The 23150-nt window shown below is 64.0% G+C and carries 26 protein-coding genes and 1 riboswitch; of the genes, 16 read left to right on the top strand and 10 right to left on the bottom strand.

Translation table 11 applies throughout. The features are described 5' to 3' along the window. Positions 1–6: 6 nt before the first annotated feature. Positions 7–417, bottom strand: a complete 411-nt coding sequence (gene clpS, locus ACN0TK_RS05880; RefSeq protein ID WP_417308533.1) for an ATP-dependent Clp protease adapter ClpS — start codon at positions 415–417, stop codon at positions 7–9. A 292-nt stretch (positions 418–709) separates the two neighbouring features. Here clpS and ACN0TK_RS05885 point away from each other — a divergent pair, with 292 nt between their 5' ends. From ACN0TK_RS05885 to ACN0TK_RS05895, 3 genes are read left to right on the top strand one after another with little or no spacing between them, the layout of a single operon-like run. After that, positions 710–2329 carry a serine hydrolase gene (locus ACN0TK_RS05885; protein WP_417308534.1) on the top strand — a complete coding sequence of 540 codons (1620 nt, stop codon included), beginning with the start codon at positions 710–712 and terminating at the stop codon, positions 2327–2329. 59 nt (positions 2330–2388) lie between these two features. Then, entirely contained in the window at positions 2389–2661 is a 273-nt protein-coding gene (locus ACN0TK_RS05890) for a hypothetical protein (RefSeq protein WP_417308535.1), read from the top strand. A gap of 54 nt (positions 2662–2715) precedes the next feature. Further along, complete coding sequence (locus ACN0TK_RS05895) at positions 2716–3495, top strand: SDR family oxidoreductase (protein WP_417308536.1); 780 nt, start codon at positions 2716–2718, stop codon at positions 3493–3495. Positions 3496–3506: 11 nt separating this feature from the next. Here the strand turns inward: ACN0TK_RS05895 and ACN0TK_RS05900 are convergent, their stop codons facing one another. From ACN0TK_RS05900 to mgtE, 5 genes are all read right to left on the bottom strand, one after another. Further along, positions 3507–4403 (bottom strand): division plane positioning ATPase MipZ, encoded by an 897-nt coding sequence (locus ACN0TK_RS05900; RefSeq protein WP_417308537.1) that lies wholly within the window; start codon positions 4401–4403, stop codon positions 3507–3509. Between the two features lie 116 nt (positions 4404–4519). Next, positions 4520–4888, bottom strand: a complete 369-nt coding sequence (locus ACN0TK_RS05905; protein WP_417308538.1) for a DUF4180 domain-containing protein — start codon at positions 4886–4888, stop codon at positions 4520–4522. 3 nt (positions 4889–4891) lie between these two features. Then, complete coding sequence (locus tag ACN0TK_RS05910) at positions 4892–5326, bottom strand: DUF1489 family protein (RefSeq protein ID WP_417308539.1); 435 nt, start codon at positions 5324–5326, stop codon at positions 4892–4894. Next, positions 5323–5997, bottom strand: coding sequence for a glutathione S-transferase family protein (locus tag ACN0TK_RS05915; protein ID WP_417308540.1), 675 nt, complete (start codon positions 5995–5997; stop codon positions 5323–5325). The genes ACN0TK_RS05910 and ACN0TK_RS05915 overlap by 4 nt, the downstream gene beginning before the upstream one ends. A gap of 343 nt (positions 5998–6340) precedes the next feature. Continuing rightward, positions 6341–7756, bottom strand: coding sequence for a magnesium transporter (gene mgtE, locus ACN0TK_RS05920; protein WP_417308541.1), 1416 nt, complete (start codon positions 7754–7756; stop codon positions 6341–6343). A gap of 117 nt (positions 7757–7873) precedes the next feature. Between mgtE and ACN0TK_RS05925 the strand changes: the two genes are divergently transcribed. After that, positions 7874–8242 carry a hypothetical protein gene (locus tag ACN0TK_RS05925; protein ID WP_417308542.1) on the top strand — a complete coding sequence of 123 codons (369 nt, stop codon included), beginning with the start codon at positions 7874–7876 and terminating at the stop codon, positions 8240–8242. Beyond that, a complete protein-coding gene (locus tag ACN0TK_RS05930) occupies positions 8239–8943 on the top strand; it encodes a hypothetical protein (protein WP_417308543.1) in 705 nt (234 codons plus the stop codon). The genes ACN0TK_RS05925 and ACN0TK_RS05930 overlap by 4 nt, the downstream gene beginning before the upstream one ends. Before the next feature lie 2 nt (positions 8944–8945). Here the strand turns inward: ACN0TK_RS05930 and folD are convergent, their stop codons facing one another. From folD to ACN0TK_RS05950, 4 genes are read right to left on the bottom strand one after another with little or no spacing between them, the layout of a single operon-like run. Next, positions 8946–9848: a bifunctional methylenetetrahydrofolate dehydrogenase/methenyltetrahydrofolate cyclohydrolase FolD gene (gene folD, locus ACN0TK_RS05935; RefSeq protein ID WP_417308544.1), complete on the bottom strand. Its 903-nt coding sequence runs from the start codon at positions 9846–9848 to the stop codon at positions 8946–8948. A 59-nt stretch (positions 9849–9907) separates the two neighbouring features. Then, on the bottom strand, positions 9908–10651 hold the full coding sequence (locus ACN0TK_RS05940) for a LamB/YcsF family protein (protein WP_417308545.1): 744 nt from the start codon (positions 10649–10651) through the stop codon (positions 9908–9910). After that, complete coding sequence (locus tag ACN0TK_RS05945) at positions 10648–11547, bottom strand: biotin-dependent carboxyltransferase family protein (RefSeq protein WP_417308546.1); 900 nt, start codon at positions 11545–11547, stop codon at positions 10648–10650. Before ACN0TK_RS05945 ends, ACN0TK_RS05940 begins: the two co-directional genes overlap by 4 nt. Next, positions 11544–12185, bottom strand: coding sequence for a 5-oxoprolinase subunit B family protein (locus ACN0TK_RS05950; protein ID WP_417308547.1), 642 nt, complete (start codon positions 12183–12185; stop codon positions 11544–11546). The genes ACN0TK_RS05945 and ACN0TK_RS05950 overlap by 4 nt, the downstream gene beginning before the upstream one ends. Positions 12186–12265: 80 nt before the next feature. Between ACN0TK_RS05950 and ACN0TK_RS05955 the strand changes: the two genes are divergently transcribed. The 11 genes from ACN0TK_RS05955 (at position 12266) to ACN0TK_RS06005 (ending at position 22993) form a co-directional block, all read left to right on the top strand. Then, the gene (locus ACN0TK_RS05955; RefSeq protein ID WP_417308548.1) at positions 12266–12841 is read left to right on the top strand and encodes a dihydrofolate reductase; all 576 of its coding nucleotides are present in this window, start codon (positions 12266–12268) and stop codon (positions 12839–12841) included. A 22-nt stretch (positions 12842–12863) separates the two neighbouring features. Next, positions 12864–13352, top strand: a complete 489-nt coding sequence (locus ACN0TK_RS05960) for a hypothetical protein (protein WP_417308549.1) — start codon at positions 12864–12866, stop codon at positions 13350–13352. Positions 13353–13491: 139 nt separating this feature from the next. Then, positions 13492–13701 (top strand): hypothetical protein, encoded by a 210-nt coding sequence (locus tag ACN0TK_RS05965; protein WP_417308550.1) that lies wholly within the window; start codon positions 13492–13494, stop codon positions 13699–13701. Positions 13702–13885: 184 nt separating this feature from the next. Next, a riboswitch (guanidine-I (ykkC/yxkD leader) is annotated at positions 13886–13993 on the top strand. A 129-nt stretch (positions 13994–14122) separates the two neighbouring features. Further along, positions 14123–14902, top strand: coding sequence for an N-acyl homoserine lactonase family protein (locus ACN0TK_RS05970; RefSeq protein WP_417308551.1), 780 nt, complete (start codon positions 14123–14125; stop codon positions 14900–14902). Continuing rightward, positions 14895–16670, top strand: coding sequence for an oligopeptide/dipeptide ABC transporter ATP-binding protein (locus ACN0TK_RS05975; protein ID WP_417308552.1), 1776 nt, complete (start codon positions 14895–14897; stop codon positions 16668–16670). Before ACN0TK_RS05970 ends, ACN0TK_RS05975 begins: the two co-directional genes overlap by 8 nt. Further along, positions 16667–17521 (top strand): ABC transporter permease, encoded by an 855-nt coding sequence (locus tag ACN0TK_RS05980; protein ID WP_417308553.1) that lies wholly within the window; start codon positions 16667–16669, stop codon positions 17519–17521. Before ACN0TK_RS05975 ends, ACN0TK_RS05980 begins: the two co-directional genes overlap by 4 nt. 2 nt (positions 17522–17523) lie before the next feature. Further along, on the top strand, positions 17524–18513 hold the full coding sequence (locus ACN0TK_RS05985; protein WP_417308554.1) for an ABC transporter permease: 990 nt from the start codon (positions 17524–17526) through the stop codon (positions 18511–18513). 26 nt (positions 18514–18539) lie between these two features. Beyond that, positions 18540–19364 carry an urea amidolyase associated protein UAAP1 gene (locus tag ACN0TK_RS05990; RefSeq protein ID WP_417308555.1) on the top strand — a complete coding sequence of 275 codons (825 nt, stop codon included), beginning with the start codon at positions 18540–18542 and terminating at the stop codon, positions 19362–19364. An 11-nt stretch (positions 19365–19375) separates the two neighbouring features. Then, a complete protein-coding gene (locus tag ACN0TK_RS05995; protein WP_417308556.1) occupies positions 19376–20008 on the top strand; it encodes an urea amidolyase associated protein UAAP2 in 633 nt (210 codons plus the stop codon). Positions 20009–20012: 4 nt separating this feature from the next. Beyond that, positions 20013–21821, top strand: a complete 1809-nt coding sequence (gene atzF, locus ACN0TK_RS06000; protein WP_417308557.1) for an allophanate hydrolase — start codon at positions 20013–20015, stop codon at positions 21819–21821. A gap of 116 nt (positions 21822–21937) precedes the next feature. Next, entirely contained in the window at positions 21938–22993 is a 1056-nt protein-coding gene (locus ACN0TK_RS06005; RefSeq protein WP_417308736.1) for a putative urea ABC transporter substrate-binding protein, read from the top strand. The last annotated feature ends 157 nt before the right edge of the window (positions 22994–23150 follow it).

Below are 23150 nucleotides of genomic sequence, written 5' to 3' on the forward strand. Positions count from 1 at the left end.
AAGGTCCTATTGCTTTTCCATCACGCATTGCAGCGGATGTTGGTTCTTGCGGGCGGCATCCATGACGCGGGTGACCTTGGTTTCGGCCACCTCGAATGGATAGACGCCGCATTCGCCTACCCCCTGATTATGGACGTGAAGCATGATCACCATCGCGTCCTCTCGCGTTTTGTTGAACACCTCCTGCAGCACGAGAACGACGAATTCCATCGGGGTGTAATCGTCGTTGAGCAGCAGGACTCGATAAAGGCTCGGACGCTTGGTTCGCGTCTCTGGCTTGGAGATCGTCGCCGTATCACCTTTGCCGCCATCGTCATTTACGTCCCCGGAATCCGACTTTTTTGGGTCTTTCGGATCGGCCTGCAGTCGGCTGTCGATCACGGTCGAACGTCGCGGGGCGTCTGTGTCGTCACGCATGGTTCGGGTCTCGGGGGGATCATTTCGAAGCAGCATGGTTCAATCATTATGTAGGCAAAAAACGGCGGCTGTTAAGTGCCATTGCCGTGAAACCTGATTGTGGCCAACCAGGCTCCGTTCGGCCGGGCTTCGCCGGCAACTAGATTGCATTTTACGGATTCGTAACTGCCCCCCGGTAGCTTGAGCCGCAATGTCGGAGCGGGTCCAGCTGTTTGGGGAAGTGGCGGCGCGTTTCCGGGCCTTGTTTGCGTACGAGCCGAGTTGTGGCTCGAGTTTAGTTTTGGAGTACCGGTTGCTTTCCCACCAGCTTGCCGTGCAGTCGCGCAGCATAGTCTTGCGCCTCCTGTTCATCGTCATGGCCGCCATCGTGAGCCTCGCTCCCTTTGGAACGTCGGCGGTCGAGGCAGCCAACCTGCGTAAATATGCCGGCATCGTCGTCGATGCGAAGACCGGCAAGGTGCTCTACGAGAGCCATGCCAGATCCACGCGCTATCCGGCCTCCGTCACCAAGGTGATGACGCTCTACGTGCTGTTCCAGGAACTGGAAGCGGGCAACGTCAAGCTCAACACCAAATTCAAGGTCTCCAAATATGCGGCTTCTGCCGTGCCAACCAAGCTAGGCTTACGGGCAGGTTCGACGATCACCGTCGAAAACGCCATCAAGTCGCTTGTGACACTGTCGGCAAACGACATGGCGCGCGTCATCGCCGAGAACATCTCCGGCAGCGAGGCGGCCTTCGCCAAGCGCATGACCACCACGGCCCGTGCCCTGGGCATGCGCGATACGACCTACAAGAACGCTTCTGGCCTGCCCGACAGAGGCCAGGTCACGACGGCCTACGACCAGGCTTTGCTCGGCATCGCCGTCTATCAGCATTTCCCCAAGTACTACGAGTACTTCCAGACCCGCAGCTTCAGCTACGGCAAGCGCACCTACGGCAATCACAACCGCTTGCTCGGCCAGAACGGCGTCGACGGCATCAAAACCGGCTACATCAACGACGCCGGCTTCAATTTGCTCACGGCTGCCCGCAAGGACAATCGGCATATCGTGGTGGTCGGGTTCGGCTTCAACAAGAGCGGTGCCCGCAACGCCAAAGTCGCCGAACTGGTGAAGAAATATCTGCCCAAGGCTCGCCGCGGCGGTTACCTCGACGTCGCCATGATCCCGGTTCCTGGCCGCAAGGGCCCGACCGTGCTGGCATCGCTGGAGCCGGTGCCAGTTGTGCCGATGCCCTACCCCGCTTTCCGTCGCAACGCGGTGTCTGCCAGCTTTGATACGACGCCTGGCGAAGCGACCCATCGCGCCGATGCCATCGAGGTTGCCAGCGTTGGCGCCCCGGTGCCGACCCAGCGCCCGGAAGACCTGATGGCCTCGCCGGCGCTTGAAGCGACGCGCGCCATGGCCATCGCCCCGGAAGACGATCGTCCGCTGGACGTAATCGGGGCCTGGCTCAGCGATACCTTCTCACTCGGACCCACGGTCCAGCCGCTCGGCCAGACCCAACCGTCGGCCCCCTTGCTGCCGCCCGTTGGTATCGGCGAATCCGGTGAACCCATCGACCTGATGACCTCCGGCAGCATTGGCCGTCAGCAGACGGCAGCACTGACGGCACCCGTCAACGTGCCCGAAACCCCTGCCCCGAGCCTGACGCAGGCCCCTGTGGCAAGCGGCTGGATCGTGCAGATCGGCGCCATGCCGACCGAGAATGGTGCCCGCTCGCTGCTCAATGACGCGGCTTCGCGCATCAGCACTCTCGATAGCGCCCGGGCTTTCGTCCAGCGGTTCGAAAAGGATGGCCAGGTCTTCTTCCGTGCCCGCTTCGGCGGATTCGGTGGCCGTGAAGACGCGGCTGGCATGTGTAACCAACTGAAAAAAGCAAAGATGAGCTGTCTGGCGATGCAGTCTTAAGCACGATCAGCAGCCGTAAAAGGGATGCGCGTTTGTGGCCTGTGTGTGGAGTAGCCCAAATGAGCGATACGTCTAGTCTCAACGAACTGGCCAGATTTGTCGGCCAGTCGTCTCTGACGACCAACGACACCGTAGCCCATGGGGCGACGGTAGCCGCAATGGCGCGGCGCCTGCAACCGCGCCGCAGTGTCGGCGAACTTCTGGGGGCTGTTCTGGCCCTTTCGGCACGGACCCGCCGCATGCTCTTGCCACCGGCGGAGATCGATCTCGACGTGTTCACGCCGAAGGGCGGTCGCGCCGTGCGCATCGTGATGCCGCATCGGCAGGCCTGAGGAACCGGTGCCTGTTACGCCGCGTTCGCTCTGTGACGTTACGGAGGATAGAACGTGGAACTGACAGGCAAAAAGGCGCTCGTGACCGGCGGTGGATCGGGGATTGGCAAGGCAGCGGCACTCGCCATGGCGGATGCCGGCGCCGATGTCGCCCTGATCGGTCGCACCGAAAGCGAGCTTCAGGAAACCGGCGATGCCATCAAGGCCAAGGGCCGCAAGGCGCTCGTGCTGATCGCCGACATCTCCGATGAAGCCGCGATGCAGATCGCTTTCGACACCATCGCCGAACAATTCGGTCAACTCGATGTGGTCTTTGCCAATGCCGGCATCAACGGCACTTGGGCGCCGATCGAAAAGCTCAGCTACGAAGACTGGAACAAGACCGTCAGCATCAACCTGGGCGGCACCTTCCTGACCGTGCATCTCGCGGTCCCGCTGCTCAAGCAGCATGGCGGCTCGGTGATCATCACCGCATCGATCAATGGCACCCGCACCTTCACCACGGCTGGCGCCTCGGCCTATTCGACCACCAAGGCCGGCCAGGTCGCCTTTGCCCAGATGGCCGCGCTGGAGCTCGCGAAGCACCGCATCCGGGTCAATGTTATCTGTCCCGGCGCCATCGAGAGCCAGATCAGCGACAACACCAATATGGTTGATCGCGAAGAGGCCAGAGTGCCAGCCAACTACCCCGAGGGCACTATCCCCCTGACAGGTGGCGAACCCGGCAAATCCGAACAGGTTGCCGATCTCGTCTGCTTCCTCGCCTCCGACCGCTCCAGCCACATCAGTGGCACACCGATCTGGATCGACGGGGCGCAGTCGCTGCTCGTCTGATCAGGCCGGCCTCAGGCCATATGCTCGAACTTGGTCGCGCTGCCTGCCGACTCGGCCAGCGCCTTGGCCGCGGCGATACGCGCCGCCGCCTTGTCGGAAACCGGCAGTCGCAGCGCCTCGACCAGCTGCCGGTATTCCTGTCGCGCACTGAGATGCGACATCGACGGCAACCCGCCGAGCAGTTCTTCGTCCAGCGGGTCGAACACCGTCATGCCGGTCGGGAACAGCGAGCGAAAGATCACCCGCTCGGCGATACCATCTGCCACACGACACCCCAGCCGCACCGAGATCTTGTCGAGCGCCGCCAGCACCATCTTGGCGCTGCGCGAGGGCAGCATGGAGATGCGGTTGCGCACCACGATCCAGTCGATCGTCCGGCCGTCGATCGACAGCCGTTCCGTGCGGGCCCGCTGCACCAGCCGCGCGTAGTGACTCATCTCGCGCGGATCGCCCGTCACCGGATCCACATGCGCCATGACGTCGAGATCGATGACGGAATCGTTCAGCGGCGTCACCAGCGTGTCGGCCAGCGAATGCGCCAGACGGGTCAGGTGCGTGTCGAAGCCGGGCGTGTCGACGATGAGAAAGTCAGCATCACCCTCGACCTCGATTATCGCCTGCCGGAACAGATCGAACTCGAGCCGCTGATTCTCCTTGATGGAATCGGACTTCGACGGCGGCAGATGAAAATGCATCGCGTGCGGCAGTTGCAGGTCATGCGCCTGCGCCCATTTGCGCCGGTTGCGCACATATTGGGTCAGCGTCTGCTGCCGGCTGTCCACGTCGATGGAAGCGACGCGAAACCCCTGATACATAAGGTAGACGGCCAGATGAAAGGCGGTGGTCGACTTTCCCGACCCGCCTTTTTCATTGCCAACGACGATGACATGCGTCCCAGACCTGCCCATGCCGTGTCGATGTCCTTCCCTTGCTGAACCTTTCAGCGCCGCGACTTCAGCCAATCAAGCCCTGTGCGGAACAATGTCGGCTTCCCCGATTGCGTTCAAGACGTTTCGTCATAACCTCATGACGCACCCGTGACGGAGGCGAGACGCGCCGCCAGAGCCGCGTCGTCGGCGACAAACCAGACCTGGGCGCCGCGGTTGCTTTCCGCGATAAAACTCGTCAGCGCCTGGCTCTGATCGGCCATCTCCGAACAGTCGCCGACAATCGCGACGCGCAACCCGTAGGTCACAAGCTTTTGCAACAGGGCACCTGCGAGGCCAGTGCTCAGCTGAAAGAACTCGGGTGCCAGCAGTTCGACCGGCAGCGCTACCATGTCGATCTGGGTGCCGAAGGTCTCTCCCATCACTTCGCCGGCGTCAGCCTCGGAGGCGAGAACCGGACCGTCGTAGATCAGGACGCGCGTGGCGCCGATTGTCTCTATCTGCATGGCTCAGATCAGGCCCAGACGGGCTAGCTCCTCGGCGATTTCAGGTGAGCCGCCCTCCTCCTCCGCATCGGAGTCAGCGAGATCGGCGGGGGCGTCCTCGGGTTTCAGATAGCGCCATCCCTGGAACGGACTTTTGGGTCGCGGCACCGTACGCACCAGATCGGGGGCCATGATGATGTCACAGCATTTCAGCCCCTGCCCATCGACTGCCTCGGCGAGGCGCAGGATCGGCTGGCGGCAGCGGATGACCCCCGAAATCACCCAGTACACCGACCCCTGCCCTTCGATTTCGTCGCGGCGCTTCGGCATGGTGCGCGTGCGGTGCACATGCACGCCCTCGCCATAGTCCGCGCCCCACCAATGCGCACGTTCCGACCGATAGCTTTCCAGCTCCTCGAGCGTCGAAACCCCGACGCACAGCTTGATGATATTGATCATGCCTTGGTCTGGGCGCGCCTGGCGTTGATCACGTCGATCTCGTCGTCTTCGACCGTCCACGGCTCCTTGAGAGCCTCGGCCAGCCATTGCTGAAAGGCCGGCAAAGCATAGATCGCCTCGACATATTCCATCGCCATGTCCGACACGGCGAGCTCGTATGTGCGGATACGCGCCGCGACGGGCGCGAACATCGCATCGGCGCCGTTGAAACTGCCGAACAGATAAGGACCGTCCGAGCGTGACAGCAGGTCCCCCCATAGCCGGTCGAGACGCCGCAGATCGCCCGCAACGGCGTCGGGGTCGACCTTGCCGGGATGGCTGGCCCTGAGGTTCATCGGCGCCAGATTGCGCAGCGCAGAGAACCCGCCGTGCATCTCGGCCGCGGCCGCACGGGCGATGGCGCGTTCCTTACGGTTCGACGGCCAGATGCCCTTCGCCGGATACTTGTCGTTGAGATATTCGATGATCGCCAGCGACTCCGGGATCGTCAGATCACCGTCGATCAGCACCGGAACGCGGCCGGTCGGCGACTTCTTGAGCAGGTTCTCCTTCCAGCCCTCGCCATTGAGCAGCACCATATCCTCATCGAAATCGATGCCGAAATGCGTGAGGACGAGCCAGGGCCGGAGCGACCAGGTCGAGTAATTACGATTTGCGAAGATCAGTTTCATGGCTTTGGTCTCAAAATGAAGGGCGCCGTTTGGCCCCGGCGCCCTTCTTCAATTCTGTTACTGTGTGCGAACCCGTCAGGTTCAGCTGCGCTCCGTTCACGCGCCGGCGATGACTTTGAAGACAATCGACATCGACAGCAGGCAGACCAGTGTCCAGGACACCGTCGGCAATCCGGAACGCCACCACTCCGTCTTCGAATGGCCGCGCATTGAAGCTCCTCAAGCCGTTCTCGGGTCCGTCGCCAAACTCTGTGAAGACTTTGCGACGGTAGGGAATCGTTAACCCGACCGACCGCCGTTGGAAAGTGTCACCTTTGCCACAGTGGACAGACACGTACCCGGCTCAGAACAATCCGAACCACAGCCCTGCGATGCCGAGAAAGGCAAAGAAACCAACGACATCGGTGACCGTCGTGACAAACACCGACGAGGCGATAGCGGGATCGATCTTCAGCTTGTTCAACAGCAGCGGCAACAGGATGCCCGCGGTGCCCGCCGCGATCATGTTGATGATCATCGCCAGCCCGATCACCACCCCCAGGCCGGGATTGAGATAGCGCACCCAGGTGATGCAGCCAATCAGCACGGCAAAGAGGCAGCCGTTGAGGAAGCCGCCCGACATTTCACGCACGATCAGCCGGCGCACCCGGCCGCGGTCGAGGTCGCGGGTCGCCAGTGCGCGCACCGTCACAGTCATCGTCTGCGTCGCGGCATTGCCGCCCATCGAGGCGACGATCGGCATCAGTGCCGCCAGCGCCACCATCTGCTCGATCGTGCCGTTGAACAGGCTGATGATGAAGGAGACGATCAGCGCCGAGATCAAATTGACCAGCAACCATGGCGCGCGGCTGCGCACCGTGGCGATCAGCCGGTCGGACAGTTCTTCGTCGCCGACGCCGCCCATGCGCTTGATGTCCTCGGTGGCTTCTTCGTTGATGACGTCGACGATGTCGTCGACGGTCAACACACCCACCATGCGGCCATTTTCGTCCACCACACCTGTTTCGACCAGATCATAGCGCTCGAAGTCGCGCGCTGCCTCTTCCTGATCCTCGGTGGCCTCGACCGTGATGACGTTGCGGTTCATCAGGTCTTCGATGCGCACGTCACGCTTTGAGCGCAGGAACTTGTCGAGCGGAATGATGCCCAGCAGCTGGTAGCCAGGGTCGACCACATACAGCTGGTAGAAATCCTCGGGCAGGTCCTTTTCGGACCGCATGTAGTCGATCGTCTGGCCCACGGTGTAATACGGCGGGATGGCGATATATTCGGTCTGCATCCGCCGGCCGGCGGAATCCTCTGGAAAATCGAGGCTTCGCTTCAGGCTGAGCCGATCGAACGCCGGCAGTTGCGCCAGGATCGCCTCACGATCGACGGCCTCGATGTCCTCGAGAATGTAGACGGCATCGTCGCTGTCGAGTTCGGCGACGCCGCGCGCGATATCGGCGGAGGGCAGCGCCTCCATCAGCTCGGCGCGGACATTCTCGTCGACTTCGGTCAGGGCCGAATAATCGAAATTCGGGCCCAGCAGCTGGATCAGATGCAGCCGCTCGTCCGGCTCTAGCGCCTCGAGCAGATCACCGACGTCGGAGGCATGCAGCGGTTCGATCCGCGCCACCACATCGGTGACAGCGTCCTGATCGAGCTCGGCACGCAGGGCCTCGATCCACAGCGGATTCAGGTTGTCGTCTTCGTCCCGCAAAACCTCGGGACCCGGACGGGTCGACCCGTAATCGGTGGCGTCGGAATAATTGGTCATGGGACCCCGGGAGAACTGGCGCTTCGGGTAGACCGTGGTGTAGCCAATTGCCCCGCATTGCGCCAGACTTACATCTGGGCAAAAACAAATAAAACCGACCAACCAAGGGAGACCGTCATGGCCGCAAAAGAGTCACAGCTCGAACGCCTGAAGCGCCTGTGCGCGGAACGACGCCTGCCCGAAACCGGTGAAACGACACAGGATGGCGCGCCGGCATTGCATGTGGACGGCACCTGTTTCGTCAGCCTCAGCGCGCCTGAGGAGATGGTGCTGCATTGCCCCGTCGCACAGACCGAATTGCTGATCGAGGTTGCACCGGAAATCTACTGGCAGAACGAGGAGCATCGCAACGGCCCGGGCCTTCTGGTGCGCCTCGACAGGATCTCCGACGAGGAACTGGCTCTACGCCTCGTCGATGCCTGGCATTTCCGCGCTCCTGAGCATCTGGTTGAAAGCTACAAGGCCAACCGCGGAGATGACGCATGACGCGGCGTCTGGCCGTCGCAGCACTGGTCCTGCTGCCATTGGCCGGTTGCTACACCAGCGACACCAAGCTGCTGACCGAGGCGAATTCAACCGAGATCCCGGGTGTTGGTCCCGGGCTCTATTGTCACCTTGAAGTCTCGCTCGATCCCGCGACCGTCTCGGCCGGCTCACCCGTCAGTGCGGCCCTCGGCAACAACAAGTGCCGCGAGTTGGAGTTCGATCCCGAGTCCGCCCGCTATATCGATGCGCTCTCGCCCGGCATGGACCTGCGCATAGGCGAAATCGACGGTCCCCTATGGCTGCTGCAGGCGCAGACCAACTCGGCTGCGCCGGCCCGCTTCGCTCCGATCGCTGCGACCGACGGCCTGTTCATCCAGTTCGACCCGCAAGGCCGCTGGCCTGACAGCGTGCAGCAGACGCCGGAAGCCACGTTCGATGATGACGGCATGCTGCTGGGCGCAACGCCTCAAGACCTGGCCGAGCTGCTCGCGCTCGCATTCGAAGATGCCCTCGGCCATTTCCGTGAGGACCTGACCATCGTGCAGGAGGACGCGGAAGCACAGCTGCGCTTCACCAGCTACGACCGGAGTTTCAGCTATCTGCTCTATGCCCGAGAGGACCTGCGCGCCGACCCGGCGCTATTCGCTGCCGCGCTGGACGACATCGCCGCCCAGCTCGATCTCGCCGTCGAAGCCGACTGAACTCAGGGCGTCAGATCGGTCGGTGGGGTCAATCCATTGATCAGGCACGCCGTGGTCACCGTGTTGGCAAGCAGGCACGCGATGGTCATCGGCCCCACCCCGCCCGGCACCGGCGTAATCGCGCCTGCCACCTCTGACGCCGCAGCGAAATCCACGTCGCCGAGCAGCCGGGTCTTGCCTTCGCCGCGCTCCGGCGCATCAATCCGGTTGATGCCGACATCGATCACGGTCGCGCCCGGCTTGATCCAGTCGCCTTTGATCATCTGTGGGCGACCGACCGCGGCTACGACGATATCGGCCTGACGCACGATGGACGGCAAATCCTGGGTGCGCGAATGCGCCATGGTCACGGTGCAGTTTTCACGCAGCAGCAACTGGGCGATGGGCTTGCCCACGAGATTGGACCGGCCGACCACGACGGCATGTTTGCCGGACAGGTCGCCCAGCTGATCGCGCAGCAGCATCAAACAGCCAAGCGGCGTGCAGCTCACCGGGCCCGGCAGGCCGATGGCCAGCTTGCCGACACTCGCCGGCGTGAAGCAGTCGACATCCTTGGCAGGGTCGATGGTCGCGATGATCTTCTTTGGATCGATATGCGCCGGCACCGGCAGCTGGACCAGAATGCCGTGGATGGCGGGATCGGCGTTGAGCTTTTCGACCAGCGCCAGCACTTCAGCCTCGCTCACGCTCTCGTCGAGTTCGTACTTTTCCGAGTGCATTCCGACGGCGACGGTCTGCTTGGCCTTTTGCGCCACATAGACCTGGCTGCCCGGATCCTGACCGACGATCACCACCGCAAGGCCCGGCGTAATACCGTGCTCCGCCTTCAGTCGGTCCACGTGACCGGCGATGCGGCCCCGAAGTCCCTCTGCAAAGCTCTTGCCGTCGATGATCTGTGCGCTCATGGAGCCTCTCCCTGCATGTCCGGCCGTCCTATGGCCCAGTTCTGGGGAGCAGACAACCGTCAGTCGGCGGGTCGGATGGCAATCCCCTGCCCTTCGAGCGCATCCCGCACGGCGCGCGCAATCGCCACGGCCTCGGCATTGTCACCATGAATGCACAGCGAGCGCGCCTCAGAGGCAATCACAGTACCGTCGATCGCCACGAGCTCTCCGGCTTCGGCCAGGCGCACGGCCCGCTCCGCAATCAGCCCCGCATCGTGCAGCACGGCGCCCTCGGCACTGCGTGGCACAAGCAGGCCATTGGGCAGATAGGCCCGGTCTGCATAGGCTTCGCGGATCACCGGAAAGCCCATGGCATCGGCCATGGCCACCTGTGCCGAATTGTCGATCGCCAGCACAGACAGCCCATCCACAATCCCCGAAATGGCCGCAAAGGCGACGGCTGCCACGGCGCCGTCCTCCGCTGCCATATTGGCCAGAGCACCATGCAGCTTCACATAGCGGACCAGAAGGCCCTCTTCGGCTGCAAAGTTGCACAGCGTTGCAACCTGGGTCCGCACCTGGCGATCCAGCTCCTCGGCAGGCAGCGCCAGCCGCAGGCGCCCGAAATTCTCGCGATCCTCGAAGCCCGGATGTGCGCCGACCCGCACCCCAGCTTCCCGCGCGGCACGCAGCGCCACCCGCATGCTGAGGTCGTCCCCGGCATGCCCGCCACACGCTATGGAAGCCGACGACACCAGCTCCATCATCGCCGCGTCGTCGCCGATCCCTTCACCGAGATCGGCATTGAGGTCAAAACTGGTCATGGTGTGGTCTTCAGTCGTTGCGCATGTTGAACGGTGACCGGCGTAAACCGCAGTTCCGTCCCCGGCCGACATTGTGCCAACCGGTCGAGATCTACACTGGTCACGCTGGCGATGCGGGGATAGCCGCCCGTCGGCTGATGGTCCCGCATCAGCACACTCGGCGCGCCATCACCCAGAATCTGGACGTCGCCCGGTAGCACCGCATCGGAGACCAGCGACAGCAGCCTGGTATCGGCGAACACCCCATTCGGGTCATCCAGCCGAAAACCCATCCGGTCGATCCGCGATGACACCCGAAAAGCTTCTGTAACAAAACGCTGACGCGTTTCCGCCGCGAACAGATCCGCATGCAGCCCCCAGACAATGCGGAGTGGCCCTGCATCGGGCAAATATGGCTCCGGCCGAGTGACCGAGCCGCGTTTCAGCTTCGCGCCGAGCGACAGCACATCTCCCGCCTGGAGCGCCCTGCCATCAACCCCGCCAATCGCGGCAATGGAATTGGTCGCAAGGCTCTCCATCACGGGCGTGAGCTCCAACGTCCGGTTGAACCGCAGATAGCCGAAATTGCCCCAGCGGCCCGGAGTGATTTGCAGCACATCACCCGCCTTGAGAGCCGCCCGCAGCGGCCAGCGCCGGGCCTTGCCATTGATGGCAATCGCAAAGTCGCCTCCGTCGCCGGCGATGGCCAAACCACCACCCTCCACGGCGAAATCGAGACCTGCCGTGGTGAACTCGATCCCTCCCGCAGCGGCGCCGCCCAGCCAGCGCCCGGCGCGCGCAAATCCGGCACCATCCATCGGACCCGAGGCGCTGATCCCGTAGCGGAGCATGCCCGGACGGCCGGCATCCTGAATCGTCGCCAAAGGCCCCGCGCGATTGATCCTGACGACCGTCATGGCACCGCCTCGAAACGCAACTGGTCCCCCGCCACGACCTGCGTGGGCGGCATCGCCTGCGGGTCGAAATTGCGAAAGCTCGTATGTCCAATCACGTGCCAACCGGTGGGCAGAGCCGTCGACGCAATCGCCGTCTGCCCCGCCGCGAAGAGAACACTGCCCGCGGGCACCGAGCGCCGCACCTCTTTCCGCCGCGGCACGACCAATTGCTCCATATGCAGCCCCGCATAGATAAAGCCCGGCGCAAAGCCGACCGCCATCACCCTCAGCGGCGCACTGTTATGGGCCGCGACAAATGCATCCGCGCTCATCCCCGTCAGCGCCGCCACCTCATCCAGGTCCTCGCCGTCGAAAATGATGTCGATGCGATGGGCCTGCCCCTCCGGCACCCGCTCGGCTTCCGGCTTGACCAGCAGCAGCCGCACTTCACCGCCGAGCGCGTCGAAGCCGATCACACCGGGGTCGTAGCGCAGCAGCACCGAAACGAGGCTGGGGACGATCTCGGTCACACCGACGGGTGTTGCCGCCTCGACCAGCGTCGCAAAGGCCAGCGCCGCGCGGTTTGCCGCGTCGCTCAGCGCGGTGCCGAACCGCACCAGCATGGCGCGATCGCCCAATGGCAGAAGAGTCGGGGTCATCGGGCTCCGGAAAGTTTGTCAGGCAGGCACCGGCTCATGTAACACGCTCGCCGACCCTCAAGGCAACGGACGGATGCGCAATGCCCATCACTGGCACCCAGGTCGAAATCGAGGGCCATGCCATCGTCTCGGTCGATGGCATGATTGCGGCAGCCGACGGCACCATGCCTCCGGCCATGCGCAGCGAAGCCGACTGGCAGCAGTTCCAGACCGCGCTCGACCGGGCCGCGCTCGTCGTCCTCGGACGGCTCGGCCATGCCCGCCACCCGAATCCGGGGCGCCGCCGGCTGGTGCTGACGCGCTCCGTCGCGGCGCTGCAAGCTGACCCCGCCGATAGCAACGCAACCCTGTGGAACCCCGCCGGTCTGCCGATCGCCGAAATGCTTGCCGAACTCGGCGTCACCAGTGGCACCATTGCCATCACAGGCGGCACCGGCACCTTCGACCTGTTCGAACCCTATTTCGACCGCTTCGTACTCGCCGAAGTCCGCGCCCTCGCACTGCCCGACGGCATCCCGTGCTTTACCGAGGGCCATCCGCGATTCGTGCTGCCGGGCGCTGGTCTCGAAGCGCGTGACATGACCATGATCGAGCCGGGCGTCGTCCAGACGCACTGGATTCGGACCGAACGCCGGCCGCAAAACTGCGCCCTGTGACCTGCTGCCAGGAGTTGAACTGATGCCAATTCTTTCTAGCGACGAACTGACCGTCGAGATCGCCGAACGCGGTGCCGAGTTGCGCTCGATCCGCGATGCCGACGGCGGTGAATGGCTGTGGAATGGTGATCCGGCCTGGTGGAGCGGCCGCGCGCCCCTGCTGTTCCCGCTGGTCGGACGCAGCCCTGACGACACCGTTTCCATTGCGGGCAAAAGCTATCCGATGAAGCAGCACGGATTTGCCCGCACTTCGACTTCACCGTTGAAAGCGCCGACCCCAAGGCGGTTGTCTGACTCTCACCGACAGCGCCGCGACGCGCGGCTACCTTTCGCGTTCACCCTGACGCTCAGCTATCTGGATGGCAGCGCGCTGAGCACCACGGCAACCGTGAAAATCGCGACAGCACGCCCATGCCGTTCCAGTTCGGCTTTCATCCGGGTTTCGCCTGGCCGCTGCCCAGGCCAGGCCAGACGCATCAGGTCACTGGCAGCGGCGCTGAACCGGCACTGATCGGCTCGACAGCGAAACAAAGTTGCTGCTGGCCGATACCCTGCCTCGCCATTTGCGGCGGGCGCACTGACTCCTGACGCCACCATGTTCGAAGACGACGCGATGCTCTTCCTCTCCGGCGCCGGCGAAGATTTCGCCTTTGTCGCAGAAGGTGGCGCACGGCGATATGCGCATCACCAACCTCCCGAGCCGCCTGTGGCAAAACCCGGTGCCCCACCTCTGCCTTGAACCCTGGCACGGCACCACGCCCTTCACGGGCACTGGCGACGCGCTCCGAAACGCGCAACGGTGTCGCGATACTGCCGCCCGCGAAACCATGCAGTTCGGCATGGACCTGCGCTGGCGATAACGGTCGGACAGCTGTGGGCACAGGCGCGGCAAACCCAAATTATTGACGCATCATTACACAATCCCGATCGCTGCCTAATTTTAGGTCAGCGCGCGGCTCTTGTATGCAGGAAGGCAGTCCTCTTCTGCCTAACCCTCTGATTTTCAACACACGCAATTGGCACGTAGCTTGCTTCTTATTCTGCCGAGTTGGCAGCTAGGGTTCCGGCGCGCAAGCGTGACTGGTCCGAGAGCTGCCACTGATCGGGAGCGACATCCGATCAGGTGCACGGCGGGATAAAAGCCCGGGAGACCTCGTTGGCCAAGGGATTGGCGAGCGTAGAGTCTCGTCCATCCCTCAGAACAGGAGGGAGCCGCATGTTCTTTGGAATGGCAGCGCCAATCAGGATCGACCGACGCACCGCCGCAGCGGAGCGCCCCCGATGAGTGCCGTGCGCCGAATGTTCGTCTTGCTCTGCGGCTACGAGATACTGCCGATGACAGTGTCGCTGCGCGGCGCCAATCCCCGGTTCATCGTCTCGGTGCCGATCTGCACCTACCTGCTCGATACCACAGAGGGCTGGGTGCTGCTCGACGCAGGCCTCGACGAACACCACCTGCGCGACCCGTCCCAGATCGAAAAATACTTCGCACCCGGCGCCTGGCATCCGCCTCCGGTGGTCAAGCCCGAGCATGAAATGGGCGCGCAGCTCGCTGCCATCGGCATCGGCTTTGAGGATATTTCGACCCTCGTCCTGTCGCATCTTCACGCCGATCACAGCGGCCACATCAAGCGCATGCCGCAGGCCAGAGTGGTCATCCAGAAGGTCGAATACGACTACGCCTTCTCTGACGCCGAAAAGATCGCCTATTTCACCGAAGACTACGACCTGCCGTCCATCGACTGGCAGATCATCGACGGCGACACGCCAATCCTGCCCGGCATCGAAGCCATTTTCACCCCGGGCCATACCCCAGGCCATCAGTCACTGGTTGTCGATCTGCCCCGAACCGGCAAGGTGATCCTCACGGCTGACGTGGGCGACTGGATCGAAAACTTCACCAAGGAAATCCTCCCCGGCTCGGCCACCAACGACGACGAGGCGCTGGCCTCAATTCGCCGCATCAACGCGCTTTGGGCCAACACAGGCGCGGAGATGTTCCTCACCCACGATCCCGTTCTGGTGCAGAAAATCCGTCTGGCGCCCGAGTTCTATGACTGAGTCCGTTCTCTCCATCCGTGGGCTGAATGTCCGGCTCAGTCGCGATGGCCGCGCCAGCACCATTCTCGATGGTATCGACCTCGAGCTGGCGCCTGGCGAAGTGGTGGCGCTGGTGGGCGAGAGTGGATCCGGCAAATCCACTATCGGTCTCGCGCTGCAGGGTCTGCTGCCGGCGGAAAGCCAGCCCGAGATTTCCGGCAGCATCCTGATTGCGGATCGCGAGATCGTCGGCGCCCGTAAAGAGGCTCTGCGCGATGCCCGTCGCCACCTCATCCGCGCCGTGCCGCAGGACCCGATGGGGGCACTCAACCCGACCATGACCATTGGGCGCCAGATGCGCGAAAGCGGTCTCGACGACGATGAAGTCGTCGCCTGGCTGAGCCGCACCGGTCTGCCTGATCCAGCCCGTATTGCCGCCGACCTGCCGCACCGGCTCTCCGGCGGCCAGCGTCAACGCGTGCTGATCGCCATGAGCATGGCGGCCCGGCCGCGCGTGCTTGTCGCTGACGAACCGACCACGGCGCTTGACGTCACCGTGCAGGCCCAGATCCTGAAGCTGCTCACCGAGCTGGCACGCGAGCAGGAGACGGCCATCCTGTTCATTACCCACGATCTTGCAGTCGCCGCAGAACTCTCCGATCGTGTGATGGTGCTCTACGGCGGCCGCGTCGCCGAACTCGGCCCCACAAGAACGGTGATTGCCGCGCCAGCCCACCCCTACTCCGCGGGCCTGCTGGCCGCCCGCTTCGATCTCGGTTCGGACCGCACACGGCAGTTGCCGACGCTTTCGGCTGACCGTAGCGCCGAGCTCTCCAATGGGCCGCACTGCAATTACTCCAACCGATGTCCGCTGGTAACGGATCGCTGCACCACGCACCGGCCCGATCTGGCGCCACACGATACGGCCCATCTTGCAGCCTGCTTCCACTCCGACAAGGTTCCGGACCTGCTATCGCAAACGCGCGCCGCGCCCGCCTGGCCCGCCCCGAAGTCAAACGACGCCTATGCGCTGGAGCTCTTCCGCATTCGCAAAAGCTTCCCGGCTGACAGGAAGACCCTTTTCAGCAAGGCAGGCCGCACCGAAGTCCTCTCGAGCATCGAGCTGCGCATACGACAGGGCGAGTGCGTCGCCCTGGTCGGTGAGAGCGGTTCAGGCAAGTCGACATTGCTGCGCATCGCGGCGGGCCTGCTCAAGCCTGACGATGGTGATGTCTCCTGGCCCGGCGGCCAGCCGCCGCAGGTTGTCTTTCAGGATGCAGTGGCGGCCCTTACGCCATGGCTCAGCATTGGTGAGCAGATCCGCGACCGCCTGCGCCCGCTGAAACTGTCCCGCACCGAGCAGGACAGACGGATCGAAGAAGCCCTTACCCTGGTCGGTGTGGATCCGGCGCTTGCCAGCGCCCTGCCCGCCGAACTCTCGGGCGGTCAGTGCCAGCGCGTCACCGTGGCGCGGGCCGTCGTCGATCCGCCCAAGCTCCTGCTCTGCGACGAACCGATCAGCGCCATGGATGTCTCGCTCGCCGCCCAGACCCTCAATCTGCTCGGTCGCCTCCGCCGCGACATCGGCATGGGTATGCTGTTCGTTACCCATGATCTGGCGGCCGCCCGGCTGATCGCCGATCGCATCGCGGTGCTCGAAAAGGGCCATATCGTGGAGCTGGCGGACGCCGACACCGTCATCACCAGTCCCGAAGCCGACTATACCAAATTGCTGGTCAGTGCCGTGCCGCGCCTTGCCGTGACTGCGGAAATGAGGGCTGGGGCATGAGTGAACTGTCGCCCCCCGCACCAGTTGCGGTTGCCAAGATAGCCGGCGTCCTGCGGCGCGTCGGCTGGCTCGAACGCATCGGCATGGCGGGCGTGTTGTTGATCACGCTGGTCGCGATTTTCGGCCCGCTGCTCACGCCGTTCGACCCCATGCTGCGCGTCGCCGACGCCTATCAGGCGCCCGATCTCGTCCACCTCTTCGGCACCGATGAGATCGGCCGCGATCTGTTCTCCCGGGTGCTCCTCGGCATCCGCTACACGTGGCTGCCCGGCCTCGCAGTGATCGCCATCGCGCTGGTCATCGGCACCGCAATTGGCGTCTTCGCCGGCATGATGGGCGGCTGGATCGACATGGTCATCCAGCGCCTCGTCGAGCTCTTTTTGGTTCTGCCATCGACGTTGATTGCCATCGCGGTCATCGCTGCCCTCGGCCCGGGCCTCGTCAACACCATGATCGCCATCACTATTTTCTGGTGGCCCTGGTATGCCCGCATGTCGCGCGACGAGGTTCGCCGCATCCGCGCCCGTCCGCATGTCGAGGCGGCCCGCATCGCCGGGGTGAAGGGCCCGCGCCTCATGCTGCGCTATCTGCTGCCGGGCGCTGTCCCAACCCTGCTTGTCGCTGCAACGCTCGACGTCGCCAACATCATCCTCATGCTGTCGATGATCTCGTTTCTCGGTCTCGGCCTGCCCGCGCCGGCTCCGGAACTCGGCGCAATGACGGCCCGGTCGGTCGATAGCCTCACCGTCTACTGGTGGCTGCCAATTCTACCCGCCGTCGCCATCTTCCTCATGTCGGTTCTGGCCAATCTCGCCGGCGACGGCGTACGCGCCGCGATGCGGGGGGCGTGAGCATGGGCACTTACCTCGCCAAACGCGCCGCGGGTCTCGTGCTGGTCATGCTGGCGATGAGCTTCATCGTGTTCTGCCTGCAGGCTATCATTCCGGCAGATCCGGCACGCGCCCTTGCGGGCCCCTCCGCGCCCGAGGAAACCATCGAGCGCATTCGCGACGATCTCGGGCTCAACCAGCCGTTGATCAGCCAGTACGGCACCTTCCTCACCCGCATCCTCAACGGCGATCTTGGCACCTCCATTCGCACACGCCAGCCGATCTCCGCTGACGTGCTGAAATACGGACCGGCGTCGCTGGAGCTGATCGTCGCTGCGATGTTGCTCGGCACCACAATGGCCTTCCTGCTCGCCTTTGCGCAGAACACCATGGCCAACTCGGGCATCGTGCGCGTCGGCATGCTGGCGGCAGGCTCGGTGCCAATCTTTCTGACGGCGCTGCTGCTGGCCTATTTCCTGTGGTTCAAACTCGGCTGGTTCCCTGGCAACGGACGGCTGGATATTCGCCGCTTCTCGGGCCCTACCGGTTTTTTCGTTCTCGATGGCCTGCTGCTGGGCCGTCCCGACATCTCGCTCAACGCCCTGTGGCATCTCGCTTTGCCCAGCTTCACCCTGGCACTGCCCATGGCTGTCGCCATCGGCCGTTCGCTCAACTCGTCGCTGATCGATGTCATGCGCCAACCCTATGTGCGCACCGCGCGTGGCAAGGGACTAAGCGAGGGGCATATCTTTGTGCGGCACGGTCTGCGGAATGCGGCGTCGGCGCCACTGGCGATGATCGGCCTACAGGTCGGCATCCTGTTCGGCGGGCTCCTGATCGTCGAGCGCATCTTCGCCTGGCCTGGCCTCGGCCTTTACACCGTTCAGTCCTTCGCCAGCTCCGACCTGCCCGCCGTTCTCGGCGTCGCCCTGGTCTTTGGCGCCTTCTACATCTTCGTCACCATGCTGGTGGAAATCGCGCAATCGCTGGCCGATCCACGGATCGCGCTGTGAACGCGGCACTTTCGAGAGGAACCGACATGAGCCCAACCGATACCGAAGCCCTGATCGCGGAAAACCGCCGGCGCTATGAGGCGCTGAAATCCGCCGGCACCGGTGTAGCGCCAAAAGCCATGCCGCAGCCGACGCCGCGCGATGCTCTGCCAGTCACCACTGACGAAACCATACTTGCCGAAACCATCCCCGGGGGCTGGTACGCGAACTATCAACTGAAAGCCGGTGAGCGTCTGCGCATCGCTAGCCCCGAGGGGAATGCCGCCGTGGCCCTGCTCGCCTGGAACGCAGCGGATACCTCGGAGCGGCTCAACCACGCCGACAGCATCAAGATCCAGTGGACCGCCGCACTCGGCAAGGGCCGGCTGATCTTTTCCGACATGGGTCGCGTATTGCTCTCGATCACTGAGGATTCGAGCGGGGCGCATGACGTCCTGGCGGGCGGCCTCAACGCCGCCAGCGTTACCCGAAAGTACGGCGACGATCCGGCGCTGCGCAACACGCGCACCAATTTCGTCCTCGCTGCCGGCAAGTTCGGTCTGACACCGCGCGACATCCCGCCCTTCGTCACCTTCTTCGCGCCCGTTTCCGTTGCCGACGACGGCAGTCTGAGCTGGCAGGACGGCGTTCGGGAGCCCGGCGATTTCGTCGAGCTCCGCGCCGAAATCGACCTGCTTGTCGCCCTCTCCAATTGCCCTCACCCGCTCGATCCGGCGTCTGGCTACACCGCCGGCCCTGCCGAGATCACGGTGCTGAGCGCCAGACCGGTGCCCGAAAGCGACTTCTGCCGCACCGCGACGCCCGAGGCCGTGCGCGGCTTCGAAAACACCGACACCTACCGCACCATGTGAGGCGACCAACTATGAGTGAACCGCAAGACGCCGTGCTGGTCTTCGAGCACGAAATTCCCGCCCGCCAGCCCTGGTCAGGCGTCATCCGCAAGGGCCAGGTGTTCCGCATCATCGATACCTGCGGCCAGCAGGCTGTCGACACCCTGTTCTACAACGCCGCCGACTTTGCCGAGCGCTACAGCGCGCAGGACACGCTGCAGGCTCAGGGCGCGGCGTATATCACCACCGGAACCGACCTGATCTCCAACGAGGGCAACCTCATGCTGCGGGTCACCGACGATTCCTGCGGCCGCCACGACACCTCGGCCGGCGCCTGCTCGTGCGAATCCAACACCGTGCGCTTCGGCCACCACACCAAGTTCGAACATGCCTGCCGCGAAAACTTCATAGCCGAGGTCACCCGGCACGGCATGGGCAAGCGCGACATCGTGCCGAACATCAACTTCTTCATGAACGTGCCGGTCGCCCCCAATGGCGATCTCGTCATCGACGACGGCATCTCCGCGCCTGGCTCCTATGTCGAAATGATCGCCGAGATGGACGTGCTCTGCGTCATCTCCAACTGCCCGCAGATCAATAATCCCTGCAATGGCTTCAACCCGACGCCCGTCGGCGTCCGCATCTATGACCGCGCCGGAGCCTGAGAACATGAGCATGACCCTGCCGACCAGCCTCGATATCTCCGCGCTGCAGAAGCTCTACGCCGGCGGCGCCACGCCGCTCGACCTCGTCGAGGCGCTCATCGCACGGCTCAATGCCAGCACCGATCCCGCCATCTTCATCTCCCGCGCCTCCGATGACGCGCTGCGGCAGGCGGCGGGGGAACTGATGGAGCGGGCGCCGCAGCCCAACGCGCTGCCGCTGTGGGGTATCCCCTTCGCCGTGAAAGACAATATCGACGTCGCCGGCCTCGAGACCACCGCCGCCTGCCCCGCCTTCGCCTATGAACCGCAAGTCGACGCTACCGTCGTCGCGCGACTCAAGGCAGCTGGCGCCATCGTCATCGGCAAGACCAATCTCGACCAGTTCGCCACCGGGCTCAACGGCACCCGCTCACCCTATGGCGCGCCGCGCTCGGTGTTCGTTAGCGCCTATGTGTCGGGCGGTTCGAGCTCCGGTTCCGCCGTTGCCGTGGCCTCCGGGCTCGCCAGCTTTGCGCTTGGCACGGACACCGCCGGCTCCGGCCGCGTCCCCGCAGCCTTCAACAATATCGTCGGCATCAAGCCCAGCCCTGGCCGCGTCCCCAATACTGGCGTCGTGCCCGCATGTCGCAGCATCGATGTCGTCACCGTCTTCGCCTGCTCGGTTGCGGATGGCATGGCCGTGCGCCAGCTGATGGAAGGCTATGACGCCACCGATCCCTTCTCCCGGCAGGCCGCCGACCGCTCACTGCCGGCCAAACCACGCATCGGCGTCCTGATGGACAAGGACAAGCAGTTCTTCGGCAACGACGGTTTTGCGGCCCTTTACGAGACCGCCGTCGCGCGCGCTGCTGACCTCGGGGCCGAACTCGTGCCCTTCGACTACGCCCCGTTCCGCGAGGCCGCGGCGCTGCTCTATCAGGGGCCCTGGGTCGCCGAACGTCTCGCCGCCATCGCCGATTTCTTCGAAGCGTCACCTGATGAGATGGACCCCACCGTGCGCGGCATCATCGCCGGGGCGGAGCAGTTCAGTGCCGTCGACGCCTTCAATGGCCGCTATGAGCTCGAGCGCCTTCGCCAGCTGACGCTCGCCGAATGGGCGAAGGTCGACCTGCTGCTGCTCCCCACCTCGCCCGACACCCAGACGGTGGAGGCCATGCTGGCCGATCCGGTGGCGCTCAATTCCCGTTTCGGCCTCTACACCAATTTCGCCAACCTGCTCGGTTGCAGCGCCATCGCGGTACCGGCCGGCTTCACCACCGCCGGCCTGCCCTTCGGCGTCATGCTGGTCGCACCCCAGGATTGCGATCAGGCGCTCGGCCCCTTCGCCAACCGCATGCATCAGGCCGCCGAGACAGGCAGCGGCCTCAACCGCGGCAACCCAATTCCCGATCTGCCAGCAACCACGACCGATCACCTGCAGATCGCCGTCGTCGGCGCGCATCTCACCGGCATGCCGCTCAACCACGAACTGGTCTCGCGCGGCGGTTCGCTGGTCGAGCAGACGCGCACCGCACCGGGTTACCGGCTCTACGCGCTCAACGGCACCGTGCCCCCCAAGCCCGGTCTGCAGCGCGACGTTGCGGTGCAGGGAGACGGCATCATCGTCGAAATCTGGTCGTTGCCGCCGGAAGGCTTCGGCAGCTTCGTCGCCAACATCCCGGCGCCCCTCGGGGTCGGCAAACTCACCCTCGCTGACGACCGCCAGGTCACCGGCTTCTTGTGCGAGGCCATGGCCCTCGCCGACGCCCAAGACATCACCGAATTCGGCGGCTGGCGGGCCTACATCGCCAGCAAGACAGCCGCCACCGCCTGAACGAACGGCATCCGGGGCGCCCTGCTCCGGCTGCCTCCAGAGATCGAAGGCACGGCACCACGCCGCACCCTCGTCACCCGTACGGATTAAAACGGAAAGGGACTAGAATGAACGTGTTGAAGACATTCGCACTCGTGCTGGCCACGACAACGACTTTCGCCACAGCGCCTGCCCTTGCCCAGGAAAAGACCGACTTCAAGGTCGCCTGGTCCATCTATGTCGGCTGGATGCCCTGGGGCTACGCCGCGGACACCGGCATCGTCGACAAATGGGCCGACAAATATGGCATCACCATCGAGGTGACCCAGTTCAACGACTACGTGGAGTCGATGAACCAGTTCACCGCCGGTGCCTATGATGCGGTGACCCTTACCAACATGGATGGCCTGTCGATCCCCGCGGCCGGCGGCGTTGACACCACCGCGGTCATCATCGGCGATTTTTCCGACGGCAATGATGCGGTCATCCTCAAGGATGAAAGCGATCTTGCGGCCATCGCCGGCAAGGACGTCAATCTCGTCGAGTTCTCCGTCTCGCACTATCTGCTGGCTCGCGCGCTCGACACCGTCGGGCTGACCGAGCGCGACCTCAATGTCGTCAACACCGCCGATCCCGACATGGTTGGCGCCTTCCAGACCGCTGACGTCACCGCCCTGGTCACCTGGAACCCGATGGTTTCGGAAATCCTCGACCTGCCCGACGCCAACAAGGTGTTCGACAGCTCGCAGATCCCTGGCGAGATCATCGACATGATGGTCGCCAATACCGAAGTGCTGGAGGCCAATCCGGACTTCGGCAAGGCGCTCGCCGGCATCTGGTACGAGACCATGGACATCATGACTGCCGACACGCCGGAAGGCGCCGAGGCCCGCGCCGCCATGGGTGCCGCCTCCGGCACCGATCAGGCTGGTTTCGAGGCGCAACTGGCGGCAACGAGACTGTTCGCCGATCCCGCCGACGCCGTCGCCTTCGTCGACTCGCCCGATCTCGAAACGACCATGGATCGGGTGCGGACCTTCCTGTTCGACAAGGGCCTGCTCGGGTCCGGCGCCCCATCAGCCGACGTCATCGGCATCGAACTCGCAGACGGCACCGTGCTTGGCGACGAGAACTACGTGAAGCTGCGCTTTACCGACAGCTACATGAAGGCCGCCGCCGACGGCGCGCTCTGAGTTCGTGACTCTCGGGTCCGCGCCAGCGCTGGCGCGGACCCTCACCGGTTTTCTGAGGCAATGCCATGCGCCTGATCAACGCCCGCCCCTCGCGCCCGCTGCAGGTCGCGCTTGCGACGCTGCCCTTCGTCATCGTCATCATCGCCTACATGATGGG

It is taken from the genome of Devosia sp. (assembly GCF_048261455.1).
Taxonomy (GTDB): Bacteria; Pseudomonadota; Alphaproteobacteria; order Rhizobiales; family Devosiaceae; genus Devosia_A.